Origin of the sequence: Pseudoalteromonas sp. SR44-8 (genome assembly GCF_014163635.1) — a bacterium.
Taxonomy (GTDB): domain Bacteria; phylum Pseudomonadota; class Gammaproteobacteria; order Enterobacterales; family Alteromonadaceae; genus Pseudoalteromonas; species Pseudoalteromonas rhizosphaerae.
In genome coordinates this window covers 108,082-132,726 of record NZ_JACJDS010000004.1, presented here as the reverse complement: position 1 = coordinate 132,726, position 24,645 = coordinate 108,082, and the positions used below count along the sequence as shown (strand labels likewise).

The following is a 24,645-nucleotide window of genomic DNA, read 5'->3' as shown; positions in this document are numbered from 1 at the left end:
GTTTGCAGCAATGTGTTTGGCTTTTAGGCAAGGCTGGGCTTATGCAGTGTGGTTATTCCTCATAAATAGAACAAATTTTAATCCTGAAAGGTCAGTCGCCTTAGTAAGGTAAATATTTAATTACACGCTATAATAATTAACCAATATGAAGTGGTTAGATAAGATTTTTTAGCTATAGCATCTGTCACTATGCAAAATAATACGAGGTATTTATTTGAATTTCCTTCGAAGCTTCCATGATATTGTATCTGATCAAAGTCAAAGTTTTGACGAGAAAACGCATAGTTTGCTCAAGTTTGGGCTTGATGTATTTAATTTAGATATCGCGATTGTTAGTAAAATTGAACAAAATATTTATACCGTGCTCTACGTTATAACACCTGATAATTCTTTAGCTTCTGGTACAACTTTTGATTTAGAAGGCACTTATTGTGTACATACACTCGCAGCAAATGCCGCGCTTACTTTTCATAAAGCGTCGAGTAGTCGCATTGCAAACCACCCATGTTACCTAAATTTCCAGCTCGAATCTTATATTGGTGCGCCAATAAAAGTCGGTGCAACCATATTTGGTACAGTTAATTTTTCATCACCGGCTGTATCTACTCCATTTTCACAACAAGCCCATGACTATGTTGAGCTATTTGCACAATGGTTGGGTGCTGAGTTTGCCCGCAAGATCACCAATGAACAGCTTGTTAAAAACAATAACACGCTGTTAAAATTAGAGGCTGTAGCAAATATTGGCACGTGGGAAGTTGATTTACTCACTGACAAAGTCACTTGGAGCGAGCAAACACGGCGTATTTACCAAGTTAGTGATAGCTATGTTCCTGATCTTAATGCTGCGACTGAATTTTTTAAAGCAGGAGAAAGTAGAGAAAGCATCGTTAATGCAGTGAACTCTGCAATACAAAGTGGCGAGAAATGGCATCTCGACCTCGAACTTGTTACCGCTAATGGACAGACTTTGTGGGTATCAACATTTGGTGAAGCTGAATTATTAAATGGTCGATGTGTGAGGTTATTTGGTACCTTACAAGACGTGACTGAATCGGTCATGCTTCGCGAAGAGTTAAAAAATAAAAAAGCAGAAGCGGAGCGCATGTTAGAAGATAGAAGCATGCTACTAGCTAAAATAAGTCACGAACTCAGGACACCATTGAACGGCATAACCGGAATGTTAACTACGCTATTAGGTGAGCGCCGTGAAGATAAGAGAGTTGAAAAACTAAAGATAGCTTTGCGTAGCGCGGATATTTTACTGAGTATAATTAACGAAGTGCTCGACTTTTCAAAAATAAACCACGGTGAGTTAAAACTCGAACCAAATCATTTTTTATTAAAAACAATTTTTGTTGATCTTGCTTCGTTGTACATTCCATTGTTTAGAGATAGTAAGGTTGATTTTCAAACAAATATAACGATAGCAGATGACTGTTGGGCTTATTGCGATAATGCTCGGCTGAGCCAAATTGCGTCAAACTTATTAAGTAACGCGTTAAAATTCACTGACGAAGGCTTGGTAAAATTTAATGCTGATGTGAATGTAGTCGGTGATAAATTAGCCTTGCATCTTGAAGTGTGTGACAGCGGAAGGGGGATGACCAACTCATTTTTAGATTCATTGTTCTCACCTTTTACACAAGAAATAGACGCAAAAAAGAGTAAAGGTGGTACCGGCTTAGGCTTGGCAATCGTAAAAGAATTGATTGATTTTATGGGGGGGACAATAACGGTTGATAGTACCTTTAATCAGGGTACGACATTTATCGTGGATATCCCACTTGCAGTCGGCGCCGTACAAATCGAAAATAATCCTCGGGTAAACGTTGTCATAGCGGCAACTAATTTATCGGTTTTAGTCGTTGATGATAACCAAATAAACCGATTAGTACTGGACGCTTCACTTGAAAAACTAAATATTAAAGCCGATTTTGCAGTTGATGGCGAAGACGCAATTTTAAAGTGTAAGCAAAAAAAATACGATCTTATTTTTATGGATTGCGTGATGCCGCAGCTGGATGGACTTGAGGCAACTAAAATTTTGCGAGCGCAACATATTTGTCCTTATGCAGATACCTTAATAGTGGCATTAACTGCAAATACATCATCTACCGATAAAGTTGCGTGCAAAGAAGCTGGCATGGATATGTTTATTTCAAAGCCTTTTAAACTACATTCGATTGAGGAAGCGGTAGTTAATGCTGTAGGAAGGAGCAAAACTAAAGAAATAAGCTAGTTTACTGCGGTATTTTTTAAGGTTTTAGCTTTTCAAGTTATATTTGGCGACGGGTTTTTAGCATTTGAGCAGTACAGTAAAAGCAGTTTACTGATAGATAAACATAACGTGGCCTAATATTTGTATGTATTTTAATGTGGTATTTGATAAAACGCACTATGATTAGTTTTATTATCGCAATATATTATTATTTCTTTATAGATCTCAACAACAATGAACCGTATCCTAAGATACGTTATACACTATTACGCAATGATTGATTGCTTAACTGATGTGTACTGTAAATAAATAATAAAGTCTGCAATTTTACTGTTTGAGGCATGGAGTTGAATGAAAAATAGTGGTGTGGTTTGTCTCACTGATGTACTTGAACTGATGCTTGACGCTGTTTGCGTGGTTGACAAGCAAGGGGTATTTGTTTTTGTGAGCGCGGCTTTTAAAGACATTTTTGGTTACGAGCCTTGCGAAGTAATTGGTAAACCAATGCTCGACTTTGTTTATAAAGAAGATGTTGAGATCACGCTTGACGCAGTAAATACGTTATTATCTGGAGGCTCTAAACCGCGCTTTGAAAATCGTTGGGTGAGAAAAGACGGGCAAGTGGTGCATATATTATGGTCTGTCCGCTGGTCTGATTCACATCAGTTCAGAATTGCTGTTGCTCATGATATCACCGAGCGCAAAAAATTTGAAAAGCAATTACAACATATGGTGGGACATGATCAGTTAACGGGTTTACCCAATCGCATGCTGTTACTTGACCGAATTCAATCAACATTAACGAAAGCTGACCGACAGCAGGTTGAATTATCGCTACTATTTATAGATTTTGATGGTTTTAAAGAAGTTAATGATTCATATGGGCATCAATGTGGTGATCGATTATTACAAGCCATTGCTGCTCGGCTACAAGGGTGTGTTCGAGGGTCTGATACTGTTGGGCGCTTAGGTGGCGACGAATTTTTAGTCTTACTTCATGGGATTAGCTTACGCTCAGACGTACATAAAACAGCTGAAAAAATCCGCAAAGAGTGCGAACAAGCTTTTGTGATAGATGAACATTCATTACAGCTTTCAGTCAGTATCGGTATCGCCAGTTATCCTGAAATGGGCGAGAATGAACAACAACTTATTCAACATGCAGATCAAGCAATGTATGTTGCAAAAAATGCAGGGGGTAATCGTATTGTCTAAACACGTTACTCCCCTTTGATCAAAATCAACATTCAGCTTTATAACTAATATTTTTACGTCTTTTTTGGTTTGTTAGTTGCTGTCTTTACTTGTAGACATTGAACTGCCAACCGATGCAACTATCACCAAAAGAATTGCTAACCATTGCCAAAGAGTTAATAACTCGCCTAAAATTATAAAGCCAGCAAGTGCCGCAATAGCGGGCTCTAAGCTCATCATAATACTAAACCCTTGTGCAGGCATATTACGCAGTGCAACCATTTCCAGCGTATAAGGTAGGGCACTTGACATAATAGCAACCAATAAACCTAAAGGGATCACTTCCCAGCTTAGTAGTGCACCACCTTGAGAAATAGCACCATAAGGCACTAATATAAGCGCCGCGACACTCATACCAAGGGCAACAGTCATCCCGCCAGAGCTTTGATTACCCGTTTTTTTGCCAAATAAGATATAGCCAGCCCAACATGCACCAGCACCTAGTGCCAGAATCACGCCCAGTAGATCGAGACTTTCTTCACCTTTCATATCCGGGAGCAACATTACGATCCCCGATATAGCACAGGCGACCCAAAATAAATCTCGCTTACGTCGCGATGATAGCAGCGCTACCGCTAACGGGCCGGTAAATTCAAGTGCGACTGCAATCCCCAATGGAATACGCTCAATGGCGTAGTAAAATAAAATGTTCATACCGCCCAAGCATAAACCATAAACCATAATTGGCATGCGTTGACCAAGTGGCGGAAATGCGCGCCAAGGTTTAAACACTAAACACAATATAGCTGCTGAGAAACCCAAACGAAGTGCCGTTGTCCCTTCTGGGCCAATTATTGGAAACAGTTGCTTAGCAATTGAAGCGCCTGACTGAATAGTCACCATGGCAAGTAATACGCAAATAACAGCAATGAAAAAAGGAGGAATTGTGCGTTGCATTACAGTCCTTATAGTAGTGCAAAAGGTTATTGGCGGGGATTCTACGCGCTTTTTGAGAGCGGGGCTAAGCTTTTGCGGTAAAAGTTTTTAATTATGATGAGGTACCCAATGCGCTTTAGTAAACTTAGGTTTTTGTATTCTTGCCTCAGCGTAGTCTTAAACTAAATATAGTACTTTTAGTATAAATAACGACTGCTTTGGCAAGTGATATTAGCTTAATTTAAACTTATTTATTTGTGTATTTAAATTAATCGCAACTTGCGCGAGTTCACTAGACGAAGACGAAATTTGTGCGGTTTGCGACTTCGACTGCATACTGGCATCTTGAATACCAGTTAAGCGTTCAGCTATATCTTCGGTTACTTGTGCTTGTTGCTCGGATGCAGCTGCAATGGTTCGGTTTGCATCTGAAATTAAGCGCACTTGGGTGCTTATTTCTTTGAGCATTGAGCCCACTTTTTCTGAGTTTGATACTGCGTCTTTAACCCGCGTATCACTGCTACGGATCCGTTCGGTTACAGCGTTACTTGCAGACTGTAAGCTATTGATTTTTTGTTGTATCTCAACTGTTGAGCTTTGTGTTCTGCTCGCTAATGTCCTTACCTCGTCGGCAACGACGGCAAAACCTCGACCTTGTTCGCCAGCTCGTGCGGCCTCAATTGCAGCATTAAGTGCTAATAGATTAGTTTGTTCAGCAATATTGCTGATCACATTTAAGATCACCGCTACTTCGTTAACTGAAGATTCGAGATCATTTAAATCATTAATTGACTCGGTTAATATTTCAGCAACCGATTCGACAGAATGAATACTCTGATTAACGACATCGATCCCTGCTTGTGTTTTAGCATCTGCATCTCCTGCGTTTTGAGCCGCTTCAGAGCAGTTTTTTGATACTTCTTTGACGGCGGTGGAGTTTTCATATACTGAACTTGAGATCACCTCAATTGCTTGACTCTGCTCGTCATTAAGCAGTCTTGCCTGCTGTGCAATAGAATCTAGCTCGTTGGCAGCAATTTGGGCTTGTTGGGATTGCGAGTTAATTTCTGACAGTAAGGTAGATAGTTTATCGATCATAATATTAAAACTGGCTGATAACTCTGCAATTTCATCGTTACCGGAGTGAGCAATTTTATGCGTTAAATCACCATTGGCGATTCGTTGTGCTTCATTGACTAATAGCGTGGTTGTCTTTATTACGCGCTTCTCAAGCTGTAAGTAGCATAAAATTAAAATAGTGATTATAACTAATACCATCACAATACTAATAAGGCTTAAATTAGCAACACGATTGTTATTATTCATTACTTCTTGCAAGCTGCTGTTTTCTACCGCAGCTAAAAATTCTTGCACCGGAGTCTGTATTTTAGCTACTTCATCCATATATCCCTTATCGGTTAGCAGTCCTATTGCCTGCACCCACTGTTTTGATTCGCTCGTACTTAATAATGATGGTGATTGCCCAGCAAAACTACTTACCAATTGAAAAGCTTGTTCTTCAGTGTTGACTAACTGCAAAGAGAGCGAGTTAGATTTATTTAGCAAAGCAAGTTCTTGTTCATTTACATTAAATTCTTTTAAGCGATCAATATAAGATTTTTTACGACCGTCTAACCAGGGTTCAGTCCCTTCAATTTGATTTACAAGTTCATAGTATTGTTTTTTATAGCTAGGTTGTAGGGTGACAACATATTGTCGGGCGAGTTCTGTTAGCTTGATAGAGTTGGAGGCAGACAGCTTAGCAAAATGACTTAGTTGATAGCGTTGCTGAGCAGATTGTTGACTATCAGATAATCCTGTTTTTAACAGTAATATGATAATGAGTAGCCCTGCTGCAATTGTGATTGCTAGAGCAAAAACAGTTCTTAGCATTAATCTTATTGTCAAAATTGCCTCTGCTGCGATTTAATAATAATGCTAAATAACTATAGAATATAATTTCAATTAACTAAAGAATTCATGGATTTTATTTATTATTGGATACGCATTAAATTAGTGAGCAGATTGCAAGAGTATGATAAAAGTGACAACAACATTGGCAAGCCTCAAAGCATTGAGGCGTTGTTTTGCGTGAATAATATTTTGTAGCTTATAGTAGGTCGGCTGGATAAATAACACCAAGTTGCTGTCTTGCTTTATCAAGTACAGCCATCACATTGATACTTAGTTGATGGGTATTGATAGGTGATTCGAGTTGTCCTGCGTTGGCGATTGTAATGAAATGGGCAACTTCGTGGCGCATAAAGTGTTCATCAAATGGCTGTGATAATTCTTCAACACTGCCATCATTAGCAATAAATTGTATCTGTTTTAATAACGAAACGGCTTCAATTCTAATACGGCCCAGCTCACCTTGGATTTCTGTAAAATTATCACCTTGAGATATTTTTGAATAACTGATCACTGCTTGCTTATCACTATAATTTAGTAATACATCACCAGCACCATCTACCCCTGTTTCAAGTAATACTCCACTGGCTTTTACCGTGTTTGGTGCACCCCAAAGTGCGATCAAGATATATAGCGGATAAACCCCTAAATCGACGAGCGCACCATTAGCGAATGCTGGCAAAAAGGTGTTAGGGCGCTCACCATTTTTGTATTTATCATAGCGTGATGAATATTGACTATACTGACCTATGTATTTACGTGGCGTCCCAATTTTGGCAATGGCTTGCTGTAAAACGGCAAAGTTAGGCAAGTGAGTGGTCATCATCGCTTCCATATAAAGGCGATTATTTTGTTTTGCCGCGTCCACTATCGCGGCTAATTCTTGGCTATTTGCTGCTGCAGGTTTTTCACCTAACACGTGCTTTCCTGCATTTAAACAGGCCACAGCATAGCTTTTATGCAAACTATTGGGGGCTGCGATATATACAGCGTCTACACTGTCGTCGCTGCATACTTGCTCAATAGTCGTAAATACTTTTGCATTTTTTATAGCGTGCTTAGCTAAAAACGCATGACCGCTTTGCTCGGCACGCGAACATACGCCATATAATGAAAACTCACTGACTGTTTTAGCCGCTGCAAGTAAAGTATCGCTAATAAAATTAGTGCCGACTATCACAAAATTCATGGCTACTCCTGATTGTTGAATTGTGCAAGCCAAGCTTGCCAGTCTGCCTCAAAGCCTAACATTTGTTGGTGCTTTTTAGCTAATAGGTGTTTTTGTTTATCTTCACTGGCTTGAAATGGACCTACTCGGCACAGCGAACAGCTATCAACTGCTAAGTAGCTTGGTATAGTTAATCGATTATGGAGTTCAGTCGTTTCTTTTGGGCTGAATACATAAGTGGTACCACTGGTGTCTTTTACGTGTTTGTCACGATCAACATTACGGATTTTATAGCCAGGGAAAGGACTGATATCAAATGGCATTTGGCCGATATAGCGTGATGCTAAGCCATAATTTAAGCTGCCTTCAATATTCCACTCACGATATGGTTTAACATCTTTTGAGGTGATGTAGCACAACATTGGGCCATTGTTATCAAGAGCATAGCTGGTGGCATATTTAATATATTGGTGTAGCAAAGCCCGGTTGAGGGTATTCATACTGGTTGTTTGGGTGTTTTCACGATAAGCGCTTTCCCCGACAAAAGCAGGAATAAGCGGAAATTGAAAAATCACCACATCAAATAGCTCGCCATTTAAGCGTTGCCAGGCTTGTGGGTCAGTCACATCAAAACTATCAAGTACCGTAATGTGATGATCTCGCAGTGCATTTAGTGCGTTATCAGCATATTTGGAGGTGATCGTGGCTGCACTATCATAGGTAGAAGCAACTAACTTGGCCGGCTTTAGATCAGTAGATAAAGCATGAGAAAACGATAAGTCGCCATCGCCAACGGTAAGGATCCGCCAATTAGGATTTAAATACATTAATTCAATTATTCTAGTGGTGTGTTTTTAGCATCATGATCAATTAAACGTAAAAACGCTAAGCGAGTTTTTAGTCCTTCAATCGCGATTTGTTTGATAATTAAATTAAACGTGATTAATACTGCAAACGCAATATGAATAGGGCCATGAGTAAAGCCTGCGTCTGGATCGAAGAGCATTAAGCCAAACAGTAAAAAGAGTACCACGAGTGCAATTTCAAGCCATTGATTAGAATAAAACGATAATCGGCCTTCACTCTTATGATCTTTCTTGATTTGAATAGCACAAAAAAAAGGGATCACTTTAATTTTGAAATGAGCGCTTTTCTCAACATAGTTTTCACCGAGTTGATCAAGCTGTTGGCGCAATTGGTCTATCATTTTAGTTCCTCAAAAAGCAGTGCACGGATGGTACATTAATCCGTTTTAAAGGGCGAGTTAGTTAGGGTATAAACTAATGCCTATTACTAATATATGGCAAACAAACACCACTGAGGTTAATACAAAGCGCATTTTTTGATAATCAGCATGATAGCTTTGCCATTGCGGGCTGGTTTTTTCAAATAGTAATACCAGCCAAAAACTAACCGCTAACCAAGCCAAGGTTATGTGTTGTGGTAAAAAAGCTAAAAAGCCAAGCGGTAAAATCGGTAGTATAGCCTTAATCGCATCTCGATAACTCTGTTGTCCAGCGTGCCATAAGTTACCACTCATAAAAGCCAAAATCGCAATACTATAAAAAGTAAAAAACTGCATATTAAAGTTATTACTACCGACTAATAACGGCCAACCGACACACGCTAAAAAGGGCAATAAGCCTAAATAGCCTAACTGGATATGATTGATGAATTTATTCATGGCTTACCCCAAAATTAACTAAAAATACGTATTCGCGATATTTTTCAGTGAGCATTGTAACATTAGACACAAAAAAAGCTTTAGCCCTATCTGTCCAGATGACAGTGACCACTTCAGTCAATAAAATCGATTGAATTAATCTAAACAATCAATTTTATTAATTTTTATTTGCACCTTATTGTATTACTCAAGCCAACGCAGCAGCCTGCGTTGTTTACACTTTAAATAAACAAATGAGGAATACTATGAGCACTTCATTAATTAACACTAAATTACAACCTTTCAATGCAACGGCTTACCACAATGGTGATTTTGTTGAACTATCAGAACAAGATGTTTTAGGTAAGTGGTCTATTTTCTTTTTCTACCCAGCTGATTTTACCTTTGTATGTCCTACGGAACTGGGTGATGTTGCAGATCACTATGCGCAATTACAAGAAATGGGTGTAGAGGTTTACTCAGTATCGACTGATACTCACTTTACTCACAAAGCATGGCACGATACATCAGACACTATTGGTAAAATTACTTACCCTATGATCGGTGACCCAACAGGGCGTATTACACGTAACTTTGGCGTAATGATCGAAGACGAAGGCCTAGCTCTTCGCGGTACGTTTGTAATGAACCCTGAGGGCGAAATCAAAATCATTGAAACACATGATTTAGGTATTGGCCGTAGTGCCAAAGAACTAGTACGTAAAGTACAAGCGGCACAATACATTGCGACTCATGATGGTGAAGTATGTCCGGCTTCTTGGCAGCCAGGTGAAGAAACATTAGCACCATCGCTTGATTTAGTTGGCAAAATTTAAATCTACTATTACAAAGCATTAATATGCTTGAAGGCTCATCATCACAATTTTATTAAGCACATTAGCGTGATGATGGGCATTTTTGCTAAAACAAGGGTAAGTCATGTTAGATACCAACATTAAAAATCAATTAAAAAGTCACTTTGCAGCTATTGCTGATCCTGTTGAGCTACTTATCGCCTTGGATGACAGCAAAAAATCAATAGAAATTGACAATTTAGCCAACGATATTGCGTCGTTGAGCGACAAATTTTTGGTGCGAGATAATCCAGATAGTGGCGTACGCCGTCCATCAATAACGGTATCTTCACCTATTCGAGATAGCCAAATTACCTTTGCTGGTGTGCCGATGGGGCATGAGTTTACCAGTTTGGTATTAGCGTTGTTACATACGGGCGGGCATCCGAGTAAGGCGTCGGCTGCAGATCTTGAGCAAATCAAGTCACTGACCCAGCCACTCGAGTTTGAAGTGTATATTTCATTAAGTTGCCAAACATGTCCGCAAGTCGTACAAGCGCTTAATTTAATGGCTGCTAATAATAGCAACATCAAAGCAACTATGATTGATGGGGCATTATTTCAAGATGAAGTAGAGCAGCGAAATATACTTGCAGTACCCGCGGTGTACTTAAATGGCCAGCCCTTTAGCCAAGGTGCGATGAGCTTAACTGATATTTTAAATAAAGTTGATAGTAAAGGGGCAGAGCGCCAAGCCGCTTCTCTCAATGAAAAATCACAATTTGATGTGCTTGTCGTAGGTGGTGGCCCTGCTGGTGCATCGGCAGCAATTTATTCAGCACGTAAGGGCTTGAATACGGGCATTGTTGCTGACCGGTTTGGTGGACAAGTAGCTGATACCCTAGCAATCGAAAATTTTATATCTATTAAAGCAACCGAGGGGCCTAAGCTCGTAGCTCAGCTTGAAGAGCATGTTAAAGAGTACGATGTAGATGTCATGCACAATCAACGAGCCGTCGGTCTTAGTTATAAAAATGGTTATGAAATCACGCTTGAAAACGGAGCTGTGCTCAGTACTAAATCGTTAGTACTGGCAACGGGCGCTCGCTGGCGTGAAATGAACGTAGCTGGTGAACAACAATACCGTGGTCATGGTGTAGCGTATTGTCCACATTGTGATGGACCGTTATTTAAAGGCAAACCTGTTGCCGTTATTGGTGGTGGTAATTCGGGCATTGAAGCAGCAATTGATTTAGCTAATATTGTTGAGCACGTTACGGTACTTGAATTTGCAGATACGTTACGCGCCGATGAAGTGCTTATTCGTAAAGCGAAAAGCTTAAAAAATATTACTATTATTAAGAATGCCCAGACTACAGAAGTACTCGGTGATGGTAAAAAAGTGACGGGCTTAAGCTATACTGACCGCACCTCAGGTGAGAACAAACAGTTAAACTTAGCAGGTATCTTTGTACAAATAGGCTTAATACCTAACACTGAATGGTTAAAAGACAGTAATGTTGAACTCAGTCAGTTTGGCGAAATAATAATAGATGCAAAAGGAGCGACATCTTTAGCTGGAGTATATGCTGCTGGAGATGCAACGACCACACCATTTAAGCAAATCATCATTGCGATGGGCAGTGGTGCAACAGCAAGCCTAGGGGCATTTGATTACTTAATTCGTCAAACACCTAGTGAAGAGCAACGCGTAGCATAAATCAAATTATAGTCTCTTGATATAACAGCTCCCACCCATAGCTGTTTGTTCACCCAAGCCGCCCTCTCCAAAGGCGGCTTTTTTGGATAAAAAAATGTGCTAGTATTTAGACTTATTTTTTAAAAGAGTTTTAGCATGTATCAAGGAAGTTGTTTGTGTAACAAGGTCACAGTGCAAATTGATGGCCCGATCCAGAGCATTATTCATTGCCACTGCTCGTTGTGTCGTAAAGCCAGTGGCACTGCATTTGCTACTAACGGGTTTATTAATCGTGCTGATTTTAAAGTAATCAAAGGCAATGAGTGGTTAAGCAGCTTTGAATTTAAACTAGGGCGTATCCGCTATTTTTGTAGTGCATGCGGTAGCCCAATTTACAGTGAAAACCTTGATGATATAAGCAGACTAAGGTTGCGTCTCGGCGTGCTCGATAGTGATATTACAGAGCGGCCAATTAGTCATAATTTTGTCAGCTCAAAAGCGAATTGGGAGCAAATAAATGCTGATATCCCACACTATGATGGTTTTGAACCGACCCGCTAAGTTCGTTGGCTGATAGTGTTTTTATAATAAGTAAACTGGTAAATAGTCTGTGCCGCAACTCTCTGTTGCTTTTAAAGCAGTTGTTTCCCAGCACTTGTTCATTGGTACTGAGCTGCGGTTATAAATTGTTCAAAACTTTCACACCACACAATCACAGTGTTAAAGCGTGCAATATTAATATCGGCTGGTACTTTAATTATAAAACCATCGAATGTATTTACGCTTGCAACCCTTGTCATTGTACCTTTATATGCTAAAAAATCGGCTTCATTATCAATAAAGCGATTAGCTAAATAAAGTTGATAATCTGGACCTGGGCTCAAGATGCCATCAAAAGAGATCATATTGTTGGTTAATCTGACTTGGCCGTTACCATAATGCAAAGCATCAGAGCCTGCGAGATCAGCTTTGAATTCACCACTATAAAGTGCTTGTTGTGCATGTGTAGCCAACTCAAGTTTGCTGGGAGAGGGGGGAGCCGTTAAAATTGGCAGTGTGTATAACCCTGCAACAAAGCCAACACAAAATATCATCAGATAAACGACTACCTGCCACAATTTACGCATCATAATAAGACCTTATCCATGAGAATATTCAGTATATTGGGCAAAACAAGCGGATGCCTTCATCTATAGTTATAAGCTAGCTTACAAAATCGGATTGGGCGAGTTCAATCGTCATTTAAGTATTTACTTTATTAGGGTGCTTGACCCTATTGTGAACTGACTTAGTTGTTAGCTCGCAATAAGTAATGTGAGCTATGTTGTTGCTAATTTAACTGGAAAATTTTTCTTGTTGATAATGCGAGATCTTGTTCTTTGTCACCAAAAAATTGTTGATAAAGCTGCTCAAACTTACCGTTTTTTTGAAGTTTTAGTAACCCAGCCTCTAACTCCATTAGTAAAGCATCGTTTTGTTTATGAGTGTAAAAATAATAATGACTCGGGTATTGCAACATGATCGTTGGTTCAATCATTAAGTTTTGATGCTGCAGTTTAGTCACCTCAGCGGCAATAGCTGATACAGAGCGAGGAAAATAATCTGCCAAACCTGTCTCGAGTGCTCTAGTCATGCCTTTATAATCTAGCTCACCATTAACAGTGAAGCCATTGCGTATAAGCACATCATAATCAGACCAACTCTGCTTTTGTAATGCTATTAAAGGCTTCAGCTGTGCTGAAGTTGATATTTCAGCGAAGCGCGGTTGTTGATTTTTATTAATTATTAGTAATCGCTTGCCGTGTAAACCTTGGTAAATTGACAATGAGGTATGATGTAAATCTGGGTAGCTGTTAGCAGGGAGCGATAGCCAAGCTAAATTAATACTGCTTGCTTTTGACAACTCTTCCACCACGCGTTTTTTATTCATTGGTCTAATGGAGTATATAAAATTAACCTGTTTTCCTTGCTCAGCAAAGGCGAGCGTTAACAGCGCATGAATATAGTGATTACGAGGGGTATCTGTTGTGCTGGGGCTGGCTAAATGAAGATTAACGATTGCTTCATTAGCATGTACAAAGTTAGTAAACGCCAAAGGCAATAACAATAACCAGAGCACTGCAAAATTATACAATTTCATCATTGAGCTATAACTTAAAAGTTTATGGCTCAAGTATAGCAAAATTATAATACCTCATTGTTGCAAAAAATATTATAAAAACGTAGAGGCTTTTGAATTACGTATTATACTTGTAAATATTAAAGATGTAGCTTTGGAATACTATGTTAAATAATTACTTGGTCCGTTCCCGTTTAATTGTATTAGCGCTTTTACCCGTTGTAATTTTTACGATTACTGCCATATATTCAATTAGTACTATGGGAGGATTAGTTAAAGGAATTGACAGTTTATATGAGAACCGTGTCGTACCATTGAAACAGATAAAAACGGTGTCAGATAACTACGCAGTTAATATTGTTGATTTATTTCATAAGTTCAAAGCTGGTACCATTAGTCAAAATGATTTACTTGCGGCAGTACAGCAGTCTCAAAATACAGCCGATAAAGAATGGAATACTTACCTTAGTACAGACTTAACCAGTGAAGAAAAAAGCTTAGTAAATACTGTCGAACAAAAACTTAAGCCAGTTCAAGCGCAAATTAAAAACTTGTTGAACAAAGTACGCACAGGGGATTTCCAGTCACTCCCACAACAGCAGTTTGTTACTGATCTATATAATGTATTCGATCCGTTAAGCGCAAGCTATCAAGCTTTAATAGAGCTGCAATTAAATGAAGCTAATCACTTTAAGAAACAAGCCGACGAAAACTTTGCGTTAGTAAGTCTAGTGATGAAACTATCAGTAGCACTGTTGATTTTTTTGTTGTTAGCCATTGCTTATTTTATTTACCGTTCAATTCAAAACCCATTGGTGGCGCTGCGCGATACCATTACGCAAATTGCAAATAATGCTGACTTGCGAATACGAGCCAATGTACTTGGTGAAGATGAAATTGCAGATACTGCACGAAACTTTAATAATATGTTGTCACGTATACATACTTTAGTAACCGATGTATCTGGGGCGACGTTAACTTTATCTTCTGCGGCAGAAGAAATGAACTCAATTAGTGAGCAAGTGGCCTCAACAGCCACAGAGCAAGAGCAACAGTCTACAATGATTGCGACAGCCATTACGCAAATGAGTAGTGCGATTGAACAAGTGGCACAAAATGCGATGGCCACATCAGAAAAAGCCACTAATGCAGATAGTAAAGCACAACAAGGGCAGCAAGCCGTTGCTGATAATATTAGCTCAATCCAAACGTTATCTAAGTTAGTAAATACAAATACACAATTAATAAACGACCTTAATACACAAACAAATGATATAAATCAGGTTGTAATGATGATCCAAGGCGTTGCAGAGCAAACTAACTTACTGGCTTTAAATGCTGCGATTGAAGCCGCAAGAGCAGGGGATTCTGGTCGTGGTTTTGCTGTTGTTGCCGATGAAGTAAGGCAGCTTGCTCATAATACCCAAAAAGCCACAGCGAGCATTAATGAAATGATCAGCAAGCTACAAGGTATGGCTCAACAAGCTGTTGTTGCTATGGGCAACGCTGAAAGTAGTGCACAAGAAAGTGTTGATCATGCAGAATATTCATCACAAGTTTTAACTGAAATAAATCAAGAGGTAACCGAAATTGCCGATATGAACACGCAAGTGTCAACAGCCACTGAAGAGCAAAAAATGGTGGCCCATGAATTAAGTAGTAACATCAACGAGTTTAGTTCTAGTATTGCATCAGTGAGTGAAAGTTCTCAGCAAAACGCACAAGCATCACAGGAGTTGGCGTTACTCGCAAGTATGTTACAACAACAAGTAAATGAGTTTAAAGTATAACACTGTAATGAGTGTACCTTGTTACTAATAGAGTACGAATGACAAGGTACAGTCTAAATTTATTAGTTTCACAAGGTTTGGATCGCGCAGTTTTGTGACAACATCAGCAAAAACAATAAGCTGCCACACACTTTTTTATAGATAAAATCATTGTTCTATAGCTGCATGTTTTGCAAGTGTTGCTGTGCAGCCACAATCCCCATCTGATAACCATCGCTGAGCTTTTGATAGTTTTTAGTGGTGCGGCCAACGTTAAAGTCAGCAGGTGGTGCGATGATATTTATTTTACAGTCTGCAGGTGGATTATGAATAAACGCAATACTGGCATTATAGTTATCAGCACGAGCTAAAGATGCACTGGCAAGTGCCGGGTGGTTTTTATAAATGCGGCGTGTAAACCATGGGGCCTTACTGGTTTTTTTACGATATCCAAGTGGTTGTGATAAAACGACCGTGATTTCTTCAGCCCCCATTTGATAGGCTTTTCGGATCGGAATTGAATCAGCCACACCGCCATCGGTCATGGCAATACCATCAATGACTGGGTAATCTCGATAAGCAATAGGAATCGCACAGGAGGCTTTTAACTGCTGCTCCATTTGCTCTGCTGTCGCTTTTAAATACTGCGCTGATGCTGTGTCTATATCGGTTGCGACTATATAAAATTCACAGTTCTGTGCTGCAAATGTGCCAAGATCTAAACGAATATCAGCCATGGTGGTTTGCCATAACCAATCTAAGTCAAATAAATGCCCACCACGGATAAAGCGCGCTAAATTAATAAACTCGGGTCGGCATGAATAATCAGTGATCACTTTATGATTACGTTTAGCTTGTTGGCATAAATAAGCCGCAATATTAGTTGCTCCAGCAGAGACACCAAAGCAGCGATTAAACGGTTGGTATTGTGCCCCTAAGAACGCATCAAGTACGCCGGTGGCAAATATGCCGCGCATTGCACCACCTTCTACAACAAGGGTGTGTTTGTTGTTGCTCACCAAATTTTCTCCTTTAACTACTAACATTCGAGTTAATCACTTTGCAGTGCTTCAATAGGATCAAGCTGTGACGCTTTGATCGCGGGGTATACACCAAAAATAAGGCCGACTAACGCACAAATACTAAACGATAACACTATGGCGGTCATTGACCACGATACCGCCCACTGCGAATACATAGAGATAATTTCAGACAAGCCAATACCAAATACCACACCCAGTAAGCCACCTAAAATAGAAATGGTAAAGCTCTCGGCAATAAATTGTATCCGAATGTCTTTTTGTGTTGCACCAATAGCACGCAGTAAGCCAATTTCTTTAGTGCGTTCAAGCACCGTCGCCAACATGATATTCATAATACCGATACCGCCAACCAAGAGTGAAATGCCTGCCACGCAGGACATCACAATATTAAATATTTGCTGGGTTTGTTTTTGCTGGGCTAATAACGCGGCAGGAATAACTAATTCAAAATCATCAATATCACTGTGGCGATTTTGCAGTAAATGTTCCAGTGCTTGTGCGGCAACAATTGGATCAACCGATTTATCAATGGCTAGTTTCAAGCTGCTGACTTCACTATCAAGTAAGCCACTTTCAAAGCGGTGTAATGCAGTACTAAGTGGAATAAATACTTGGTTTTGTTCGTTACCAAGTTTGACTCCTTGAAATTCTTTTTTCTTTAAATAAGGCGCTTGTAAAATACCGACTACTTTAAACCATAAGTGGTTAATTTTTATTTGTTGACCGAGTGCGTCACCTAACGGAAATAGTTGCTTGGCAGTATTTGCGCCAAGCATTGCCACTTGAGCAAACCGTTGTTGATCGTTTTTATTTAATATACGCCCAGCAAATAGTTGAAAATGTGACAGCTGAAAATAATTAGCGCTTACACCTACGGCATTGGCGTCGCTGTTGTTGTATTGGCTAAAAATATGATACGTCTCGATGGTTTTTTGTGCGGCAAAATCGGTAACAAAAGGCAGCGAGTCGTGGGCAACTTGGGCATCACGCAGGCTTAAACCGGCCGAATGCTTACGTTGCTCTTTGAGTTCTTTTTCATCGAACTCTTTGCCATTAACAATCAAATTATATAACCCCATAGAGTCAATCATTTTCATGGCTTCACGTTCAGCACCTTCACCAATATTGAGCATAGCAATGACGGCACCGACACCAAATATCATCCCTAATAAAGTCAGTAAAGTACGTAATTTATGCTGTGCAAGCTCTAAGGCGGTGTCGATAAATAAAGTTAAATATTTCATCAGATGTCCTTTATATCAATGAGTGAGATCACATCATTAGCAGCTAAACCTGCGAGGATCTCTACATGACTAAGGTTATGTTTGCCTAATGAAACGGTCTTTTTGACAAATTCGCCAGCTTCTTCAACATAAACATAATGCGCATTTTGTTCGGTAAAAACACTTTGTTTGGGTACCACTAAACGCTCACTTTGCGGTGTCACTAAAATAGTCGCATTGAGTTTTAAACTCGGGCGTAAAGCGTTATTTTGCTGATTTATCGTTGCTTTTAGCTCGTAAAATTTTTGTGGATCGCCGCGTTTTATTGATTTAGGAAACGGCGATACCGCGATTAACTCGCCGCTAAATTGCTGCTCAGGCAATGCAATAAGTTTGAATGTAAGTGACTGACCTACTGTTAAATCGATTGCTTCACGTTCAGACACATATAATATCAACTGCATTTGGCTAACATCAGGCAGTGCTGCTATTTTTTGACCAGGCCATAAGGATTCACCCGCTCGCGGTTTTTCGCCGCGCCAATTAGTACTATGGGTTAATAAGCCATCGTGAGGGGCGATGATCTCAAGCAATGATAGGTTAGTGTTCAACGTTGCTAATTTTTGTTTGTATTGGTCTTCTTTCATTTTTAATAACATCAACTCTCCGGTGGCACTTTGCTCAAAACGGCCAGTTTGCCAGTCGTAGTAGTTATGTTTTGCATTTAAAAACTCAACATTTTGTTGTGACTCTAAAATATCTAATTTAGAGCGAATGCGTTCATCTTCAATTGAGTAATCTTCGGCAAATTGCTTTTCTTCATTAACCAATACAATATCGTGCTCTAAAATAGTCTTATCTTTATCTATTTCTCCTGATTTTTGTGCTAAATCTTGCGCTGCTAAAGCCGCTTGATTAGTGTTTTTTTGGCTTTGCCGACGCATTTGTTCGCCATCAAAACGAGCAATGACCTGACCTTTTTTAACTTGGCTATATTCTGGCATTAACCATGCTAAAGTTTGTGGCCCACGGCTTGATGCTGGCGCAACAATCAGGGTTTCATTTGCTGCGATCAAATGCCCTTTGGCTTCAACCTCAGTTTTAAAACTATGTTCACTAACCGTATAAGTAAGCGCGTTTTGAATTTCATGTTCTTTTGAACAACCGCTGATAAATAAAGCTGTAACGATTAAGCTAAGTGCAAAGCTCGTTTTCATAATTTTACCTCGTCGCCTAGTTGTAGGCCGCTTTTAACTACGGCGAGATTATCGGTAAAGTGACTTATCTCTATAAATTGTTTGTTATTTTCAGTGGTTGCAACATAGGGACCTTGTTGATCATATTGCAAACTGGTTAAAGGAATACTCAATACTTGAGGTAAGCGAGCGGTGGTGATCTCTAAGCGCGCAGTAAGTCCTGGGCGAATAACACTGGTGTCAATATTATCAATACTAACAATGGCATCCACAATCCGACGCTTATCTTGATATGACTTTTCTCTAAATACACGACCCAAACTCTTTATTTTCCCTGACACAACTAGTTCGCTACTGCCATCAATGGTTATTTTAACTGTTTGCCCTGGGGCAATTTTACCGCTGTCGGGTTCATCGATTTGTGCTTTTACTTGCATATTTTTAAGTACAGCAAGCTCAATAACAGGCTGACCAAATTGCACACTTTCGCCAATGGATGACTTTTCACCTTCATAATTGGTTTTATAAATTACCAGCCCATCAATTGGGGCTTTTACCTTAAGGCGTTCAATATCTTGTAAATACCCGTCTACCTCACTTTGCAGCCGTGCAACTTTGCTTTGCACCATTTTTAAGTTTAGTTCTTTGCTCTGTTGCTGAAACGTTTGCTTACTTTTAGCAAGCGTTAGATCGTTGTTTGCAATAGTAAAATCAATTTGTGACTTTTTACGTTCAACTTCAGAACGAGATTGATCAACAATCTCTGCTTTGCGTTTAGCTTTATCGTAGTTCATTTTCATTTCGGCAACGCTGAGGGTCAGTTCTTGCTCTTTGATAAGTTCTTTATTTTGCGCATTTTCGAGCTGTTTTTTTGCTCGCTCTAATGAAGATTGTTTGTCGATTAGCTTATCGCGAACTTGTTTATCGTCAAACGATACCACCACTTGGCCTTTTTTAACTTGGGTGTTTTCCGCTAGCATAGTCTTAATTTGGTATTGCCACATACGAGCAACCGACGGCGGGGCAATGATCGCACTGGTTGATGACTCCAGTTCGCCATTGGCATTAACCGTGATAGCAATATCACTCTTTTTCACCAGATAATGTTGTTGCTCATCGTCATTACATGCAGTTAATAGCAGCATACTCAATATTATGCATAAAACGTTATGATTCATCAGAGTCTTCTCCGATTGTTAATTTTGCACTCATGCCCGGTAACAGTTTTAAGTTCTGAGCGTTAAAGTTAAAGCGAGTTCTAAAGTAGGCATCTTTGCCCCACTGAAGGCGTTCTTCTGGCTGAGTTGAAATTTCGCTTAAAGTCGCATTGAGCGGCTGTTGTAAATAGGCGTCAAATAACAATTGCGCCTGTTGGCCAAGTTGTAAATGTTGATAATCAATTTCGTGTACCCAGGCTTCAATGTAGAGTTCACTCATGGCCGGTATTTCGACAATTTTCCAGCCTGGTTGGGCTGTCATACCAACAAATGCTTTTTCGCCATTCCACGGATGGTTTGCATATAAAACGGGCCCTGTACGCTGTGCCTTAATGCTCATACTTGCCAGTTGCGTTTTATTGTATGCAAGGTCTGTTTTTAGTTGTTCAATAGTCAGTAGCTGCTTATTGCGCGCAACGGTATTTTCAGTTTTAACTTGGCTGAGTTCTTCGGATGATTTTTGTTTATTGATCAGGGCTTTTTCAAGTTCGAGCTGATTTTTTTGATAATCATAGGTACTTAAGTTAGCGTGTGGAATAGCTGCATCAATACGGGCACGCGCTAGTAAAAGCTCCGTGCGCTTAAAGTTAAACTCAGCTTCTATTTGTTTTTCTTGATTGCTAGTGGTGATCCTAAGCAGCTCTTCTTCGGCGGCCTCTAAACTTACTTCATCTTGTTCAATTTCAGTGGCAATTGAGCCGCTATCAAACACCACAACAACATCATCTTGTTGCGCTATTTCGCCTTCTTTCATCATCCATTGCACTTGTACTCGCCAATTGTCTGATTTTGGAGCATAAAAAATTTGCTTATCGCTGGCTTTTAGCTCACCGCTGAGTAACAAACTTTGCGCATTGCTTGAGAAAGCTAAGCTGCAAAGTAATAATCCTAAACAGGCTTTGAAACATTGACTTTTTAACATCCGCTATCCTCTATGACTATGCCATCTTTCATCCGAATAATTCGCTGAGCATAAGCAGCAATATCTTCTTCATGGGTTACCATAACCAAAGTATGTCCTTGTTGGTGGAGTGAGCAAAGCAACTGCATAATTTCATGAGAGGTTTTACTATCGAGGTTACCCGTTGGTTCATCAGCAAAAATGACTTTTGGCTCATTTACTAGTGCTCTGGCAATAGCAACTCGTTGCCGCTGACCACCGGACATTTCAAATGGTTTATGGCGTGCGCGATTTTGCAAGCCAACCTTATCCAGCATCGCCATAGCGCGCTCACTGGCTTGCTGTTTTGGAGTATCGGTATAACGCAGTGGCAAAGCCACATTTTCTTGAGCACTAAGGCGAGTTAATAAGTGAAAGGTTTGAAATATAAAGCCAATTTTTTTATTGCGGATAGCTGACAAACTTTCGTCATCTATTTCTTTAATACTTTCACCAGAGAGCAAATAACTGCCTGAGGTTGGTGTATCCAGACACCCAAGGATATTCATTAAAGTCGACTTCCCTGAACCGGAAGCGCCCATCACGGCGACAAACTCACCTTCTTTAATATGTAATGAAACATTACTTAATGCAATGACTTGCGTTTCGCCTGCACCATAAGTACGGCAAAGATTTTCGACCCTGATCATACAGTTACTTTTGTTTTTATTATTATCTGATTGGTTAAACTAGCGAGTTTTATAGCGAGACACAAGTCCAAATCTAGTAGTTAAATATACGTCTATTTGCAGCCTTTAATTGTTTTAACATTTAAAGGCTAATTAAATCATCATAAGTTAACAATTGCGTGGTTTTACCGTTGATTTGTTGCGTTTTAGCCAAGAGTTGAGCGGGTTTAGCGAATATTTTTTGTTACAAAAAAGCCAAGTAATTCGATAAAAGAATTACTTGGCTGGCTTTAAGGTCAAAAATCATACAGCATATTCAGAGTGTTATACCCACATCTAGGTTAAATTGCTGCAACCCACATAACACCGACTTCTTTTTTTACCACTTTTACATGGGTGCCAGCACTTAGTGGTTGCTGGCTTTTTAGTTTCCAGCTCACCCCGGAATACGAGTAGGTACTAACACCTAAATCATCAACATCGCTAGTGAGCACAAAATCAAGCTCTGCAAAGTCACTTTTCACTTCTTTATGATCAACATTATCTTGCATGCGTTTTAGCGGTTTCCATAGTAAAACAGCGCATGCGGCGGTGACCAAGGTATTACTCCAAAGTGCGGTGGTTAATGAGTCTTCTAACAGCGCGAAGTTCATCATTAATCCAGTTGCAAATAATGATATACCCAAAAACAACAATATAAAGGTCGACATTCCCAGCACTGCTACTTCAATTATCAGTGCCAGTACACCTAAAATCATCAGTGTTTGGGCTAAATTATTGGTAATGAACTCCATAGTTTGCTCCTTTACAGTTTAACCTTTTTGTTTGGTATTTAAGGTATTAATAATCGACATCGCTTGCGCTACCATAGAGCTGGCATCGGTGCCGTTATCGGGTAATAAAACAACTGACGATTCTTTAGCAATGGCTTGTTTTGCGGCAATTGCTTTTGATGCGAGGTCTAATTGAATGGCTTTTTGACCTTGCTCAGTATCAGCTGCTTCACCTACTTTACGTAGTGCATCAGCTTGTGCTTCGGCTACCGCAATAATGGCTTTAGCTTCACCTTCAGCACGCAGGATTTGCTCGGCTTTTTCTGCTTCAGCGGCTAGTACTTGCGCTTGTTTTTTACCTTCAGCGACATTGATATTAGCTTGACGATCACCTTCTGATTCTAAAATTTGTGCACGTTTAACACGTTCCGCTTTCATTTGTGCTTCCATCGCTTCCATTACTGATTGCGGTGGCACAATATCTTTAATTTCATAACGTAATACTTGAATACCCCAAGGATCTGCGGCTTGGTTAATTGCCGCAACAATATTAGTATTTAGTACATCACGTTCTTCAAAGGTTTTATCCAGCTCCATTTTACCAAGCTCTGAACGCATCGTTGTTTGCGATAATTGCGTAACGGCAAACACATAATCATCAACACCATAAGTGGCTTTGTATGGGTCCATAACACGGAAATACAATACACCATCAACAATCAATGAAATATTATCTTTGGTAATAGCAGATTGCGACGGCACATCTTGAGCTTGCTCTTTTAAGCTACGATCAGCGGCAATACGATCAACAAACGGCACAATAAAGTTTAGGCCTGCTTCTTTAGTTGATTGATACTTACCAAAACGTTCAATGAGCCACGCACGGTTTTGTGGCACAAATTTAACACTGCTTTTTAGCAGTACTAAAACAAAAATGAGTAAAAACGCCTCAACAGTGAATAACATGTTGAGAACTTGCGTGATCGGGTCCATAGATACTCTCCTTTAATAGTGGCCAATATGGCGTGTCACATATTTAATTTATATACTTATAAACGTGACTAACCCTACATTACCATTGAGCTGTAAGCCCAGCTAGTGAAAAATCGTGACAAAGTATGTCGGTAAGTTAATTACGATTGCATATTATGGTCATGTTTTTTGAAGATGCACACAGAAAGCATGTTTAATTTTTGATTTAAGGCAAATCGTTCAGGCAGAAAAGGAAGTCTGTTTGTGAGCATCTCAGTTAATTTAAGATTAGCAAACTCAAAGTGAATACCTTAGATGGTTAAACTCACCTCTATGTAATGATAAAACCCGCGCCACGTTTAGCCCAAAACAACGTACACATTTTTTCAAACAATGTAAATATGTACTTGGTGCTGCTGATAATCCTTATCTAGATTTGTTCAGCGGTTCAACAGAACAAGTGCATCGCAAATTCTTTGCGTTTAGTGATTTAAAAGATAAACCTATTGATGGTAAGTTTGATTCTTATGGATTAAGTAAAGTTGCCACGATACCTTGGTTTTAACCCTTTATTTTTTCTCTTTAAAATTTTCTATAAAAACAATGGGTTATAACATATCGTTTTTGATAAGGTAAAATAGTAATATTTAACCTAATGGCTTGTTGTAACTTATTTTTATGCTGATATTCTATAGTTTACTGCCGCACAGGCAGCTTAGAAAATTAACTAAAAAGAAGTTTTACCATTTAGATTGTTTACTGCCGCACAGGCAGCTTAGAAAGTAGCTACATCAACCGCTCGTCCTATAGCTATGTTTACTGCCGCACAGGCAGCTTAGAAATAAGAGCGACTTAGCGTCTATGGTCATGCGAAGTTCACTGCCGCACAGGCAGCTTAGAAATTTCAGAGGATGTACCTGTCAAAGTAATACGGGTTCACTGCCGCACGGCAGCTTAGAAATCTAGCAAAGTCATGAACACTTGGTTCATCATGTTCACTGCCGCACAGGCAGCTTAGAAAGTTCGAGTCTCCCCCTGTTGAGACTTGCAAACGTTCACTGCCGCACAGGCAGCTTAGGTGACGAGGGACCGAAACGGAGTTTCGCAGCCTGAGGAAGTGAGGTCATGGATGACCGATGTAACCAAGCTCCATGGATGGATTCAAACGCCGATGTTAA

At 39.6% G+C, this 24,645-nt stretch carries 22 protein-coding genes and 1 pseudogene; 7 read left to right on the top strand and 16 right to left on the bottom strand.

Going from position 1 to position 24,645, the window contains the following annotated elements:
• Nucleotides 1-214: 214 nt before the first annotated feature.
• Both H5183_RS02965 and H5183_RS02960 read left to right on the top strand, forming a co-directional pair.
• A complete protein-coding gene (locus H5183_RS02965; RefSeq protein WP_182730900.1) occupies nt 215-2,242 on the top strand; it encodes an ATP-binding protein in 2,028 nt (675 codons plus the stop codon).
• A gap of 330 nt (nt 2,243-2,572) precedes the next feature.
• The gene (locus H5183_RS02960) at nt 2,573-3,436 is read left to right on the top strand and encodes a sensor domain-containing diguanylate cyclase (RefSeq protein ID WP_182730899.1); all 864 of its coding nucleotides are present in this window, start codon (nt 2,573-2,575) and stop codon (nt 3,434-3,436) included.
• A gap of 72 nt (nt 3,437-3,508) precedes the next feature.
• Here H5183_RS02960 and H5183_RS02955 read toward each other — a convergent pair whose 3' ends face one another.
• From H5183_RS02955 to H5183_RS02930, 6 genes are all read right to left on the bottom strand, one after another.
• Nucleotides 3,509-4,372: a DMT family transporter gene (locus H5183_RS02955; protein ID WP_182730898.1), complete on the bottom strand. Its 864-nt coding sequence runs from the start codon at nt 4,370-4,372 to the stop codon at nt 3,509-3,511.
• Between the two features lie 210 nt (nt 4,373-4,582).
• Entirely contained in the window at nt 4,583-6,244 is a 1,662-nt protein-coding gene (locus tag H5183_RS02950) for a methyl-accepting chemotaxis protein (RefSeq protein WP_182730897.1), read from the bottom strand.
• Nucleotides 6,245-6,461: 217 nt separating this feature from the next.
• On the bottom strand, nt 6,462-7,451 hold the full coding sequence (locus H5183_RS02945) for a Gfo/Idh/MocA family protein (protein ID WP_182730896.1): 990 nt from the start codon (nt 7,449-7,451) through the stop codon (nt 6,462-6,464).
• 2 nt (nt 7,452-7,453) lie between these two features.
• Nucleotides 7,454-8,257, bottom strand: coding sequence for a class I SAM-dependent methyltransferase (locus tag H5183_RS02940; protein WP_182730895.1), 804 nt, complete (start codon nt 8,255-8,257; stop codon nt 7,454-7,456).
• A gap of 8 nt (nt 8,258-8,265) precedes the next feature.
• On the bottom strand, nt 8,266-8,637 hold the full coding sequence (locus tag H5183_RS02935) for a hypothetical protein (RefSeq protein WP_145234209.1): 372 nt from the start codon (nt 8,635-8,637) through the stop codon (nt 8,266-8,268).
• Nucleotides 8,638-8,694: 57 nt separating this feature from the next.
• Entirely contained in the window at nt 8,695-9,114 is a 420-nt protein-coding gene (locus H5183_RS02930; RefSeq protein WP_149980032.1) for a DUF3429 domain-containing protein, read from the bottom strand.
• Nucleotides 9,115-9,359: 245 nt separating this feature from the next.
• Between H5183_RS02930 and ahpC the strand changes: the two genes are divergently transcribed.
• The 3 genes from ahpC to H5183_RS02915 all read left to right on the top strand — a co-directional run bounded on the left by ahpC (nt 9,360) and on the right by H5183_RS02915 (nt 12,147).
• The gene (gene ahpC / locus H5183_RS02925; RefSeq protein WP_145234205.1) at nt 9,360-9,929 is read left to right on the top strand and encodes an alkyl hydroperoxide reductase subunit C; all 570 of its coding nucleotides are present in this window, start codon (nt 9,360-9,362) and stop codon (nt 9,927-9,929) included.
• Between the two features lie 103 nt (nt 9,930-10,032).
• On the top strand, nt 10,033-11,607 hold the full coding sequence (gene ahpF, locus H5183_RS02920; RefSeq protein ID WP_182730894.1) for an alkyl hydroperoxide reductase subunit F: 1,575 nt from the start codon (nt 10,033-10,035) through the stop codon (nt 11,605-11,607).
• Between the two features lie 135 nt (nt 11,608-11,742).
• Nucleotides 11,743-12,147, top strand: coding sequence for a GFA family protein (locus H5183_RS02915; RefSeq protein WP_182730893.1), 405 nt, complete (start codon nt 11,743-11,745; stop codon nt 12,145-12,147).
• A gap of 98 nt (nt 12,148-12,245) precedes the next feature.
• Here the strand turns inward: H5183_RS02915 and H5183_RS02910 are convergent, their stop codons facing one another.
• Both H5183_RS02910 and H5183_RS02905 read right to left on the bottom strand, forming a co-directional pair.
• Nucleotides 12,246-12,716 (bottom strand): DM13 domain-containing protein, encoded by a 471-nt coding sequence (locus H5183_RS02910; protein WP_182730892.1) that lies wholly within the window; start codon nt 12,714-12,716, stop codon nt 12,246-12,248.
• A 200-nt stretch (nt 12,717-12,916) separates the two neighbouring features.
• Nucleotides 12,917-13,729, bottom strand: coding sequence for a transporter substrate-binding domain-containing protein (locus H5183_RS02905; RefSeq protein ID WP_257326987.1), 813 nt, complete (start codon nt 13,727-13,729; stop codon nt 12,917-12,919).
• 140 nt (nt 13,730-13,869) lie between these two features.
• Between H5183_RS02905 and H5183_RS02900 the strand changes: the two genes are divergently transcribed.
• The gene (locus H5183_RS02900; RefSeq protein WP_182730891.1) at nt 13,870-15,495 is read left to right on the top strand and encodes a methyl-accepting chemotaxis protein; all 1,626 of its coding nucleotides are present in this window, start codon (nt 13,870-13,872) and stop codon (nt 15,493-15,495) included.
• A 155-nt stretch (nt 15,496-15,650) separates the two neighbouring features.
• On the opposite strand, the gene H5183_RS02895 is transcribed toward H5183_RS02900, so the two are convergent.
• The 8 genes from H5183_RS02895 to H5183_RS02860 form a co-directional block, all read right to left on the bottom strand.
• Complete coding sequence (locus H5183_RS02895; protein ID WP_257326988.1) at nt 15,651-16,496, bottom strand: patatin family protein; 846 nt, start codon at nt 16,494-16,496, stop codon at nt 15,651-15,653.
• A 29-nt stretch (nt 16,497-16,525) separates the two neighbouring features.
• Complete coding sequence (locus H5183_RS02890; RefSeq protein WP_145234192.1) at nt 16,526-17,761, bottom strand: ABC transporter permease; 1,236 nt, start codon at nt 17,759-17,761, stop codon at nt 16,526-16,528.
• On the bottom strand, nt 17,761-18,957 hold the full coding sequence (locus H5183_RS02885; RefSeq protein ID WP_182730889.1) for an efflux RND transporter periplasmic adaptor subunit: 1,197 nt from the start codon (nt 18,955-18,957) through the stop codon (nt 17,761-17,763). Before H5183_RS02885 ends, H5183_RS02890 begins: the two co-directional genes overlap by 1 nt.
• Nucleotides 18,954-20,114, bottom strand: a complete 1,161-nt coding sequence (locus H5183_RS02880) for an efflux RND transporter periplasmic adaptor subunit (RefSeq protein WP_145234188.1) — start codon at nt 20,112-20,114, stop codon at nt 18,954-18,956. The genes H5183_RS02885 and H5183_RS02880 overlap by 4 nt, the downstream gene beginning before the upstream one ends.
• Nucleotides 20,104-21,075 (bottom strand): efflux RND transporter periplasmic adaptor subunit, encoded by a 972-nt coding sequence (locus tag H5183_RS02875; RefSeq protein ID WP_149980037.1) that lies wholly within the window; start codon nt 21,073-21,075, stop codon nt 20,104-20,106. Before H5183_RS02875 ends, H5183_RS02880 begins: the two co-directional genes overlap by 11 nt.
• A complete protein-coding gene (locus H5183_RS02870) occupies nt 21,069-21,743 on the bottom strand; it encodes an ABC transporter ATP-binding protein (RefSeq protein ID WP_182730888.1) in 675 nt (224 codons plus the stop codon). The genes H5183_RS02875 and H5183_RS02870 overlap by 7 nt, the downstream gene beginning before the upstream one ends.
• A 320-nt stretch (nt 21,744-22,063) precedes the next feature.
• Nucleotides 22,064-22,516 (bottom strand): NfeD family protein, encoded by a 453-nt coding sequence (locus H5183_RS02865; protein ID WP_182730887.1) that lies wholly within the window; start codon nt 22,514-22,516, stop codon nt 22,064-22,066.
• Nucleotides 22,517-22,534: 18 nt separating this feature from the next.
• Nucleotides 22,535-23,488, bottom strand: coding sequence for a slipin family protein (locus H5183_RS02860; protein WP_145234179.1), 954 nt, complete (start codon nt 23,486-23,488; stop codon nt 22,535-22,537).
• Between the two features lie 385 nt (nt 23,489-23,873).
• Here H5183_RS02860 and cas6f point away from each other — a divergent pair.
• Nucleotides 23,874-24,032 (top strand): annotated as a pseudogene (gene cas6f / locus H5183_RS02855) (type I-F CRISPR-associated endoribonuclease Cas6/Csy4); the annotation flags it as partial.
• Nucleotides 24,033-24,645 lie beyond the last annotated feature (613 nt).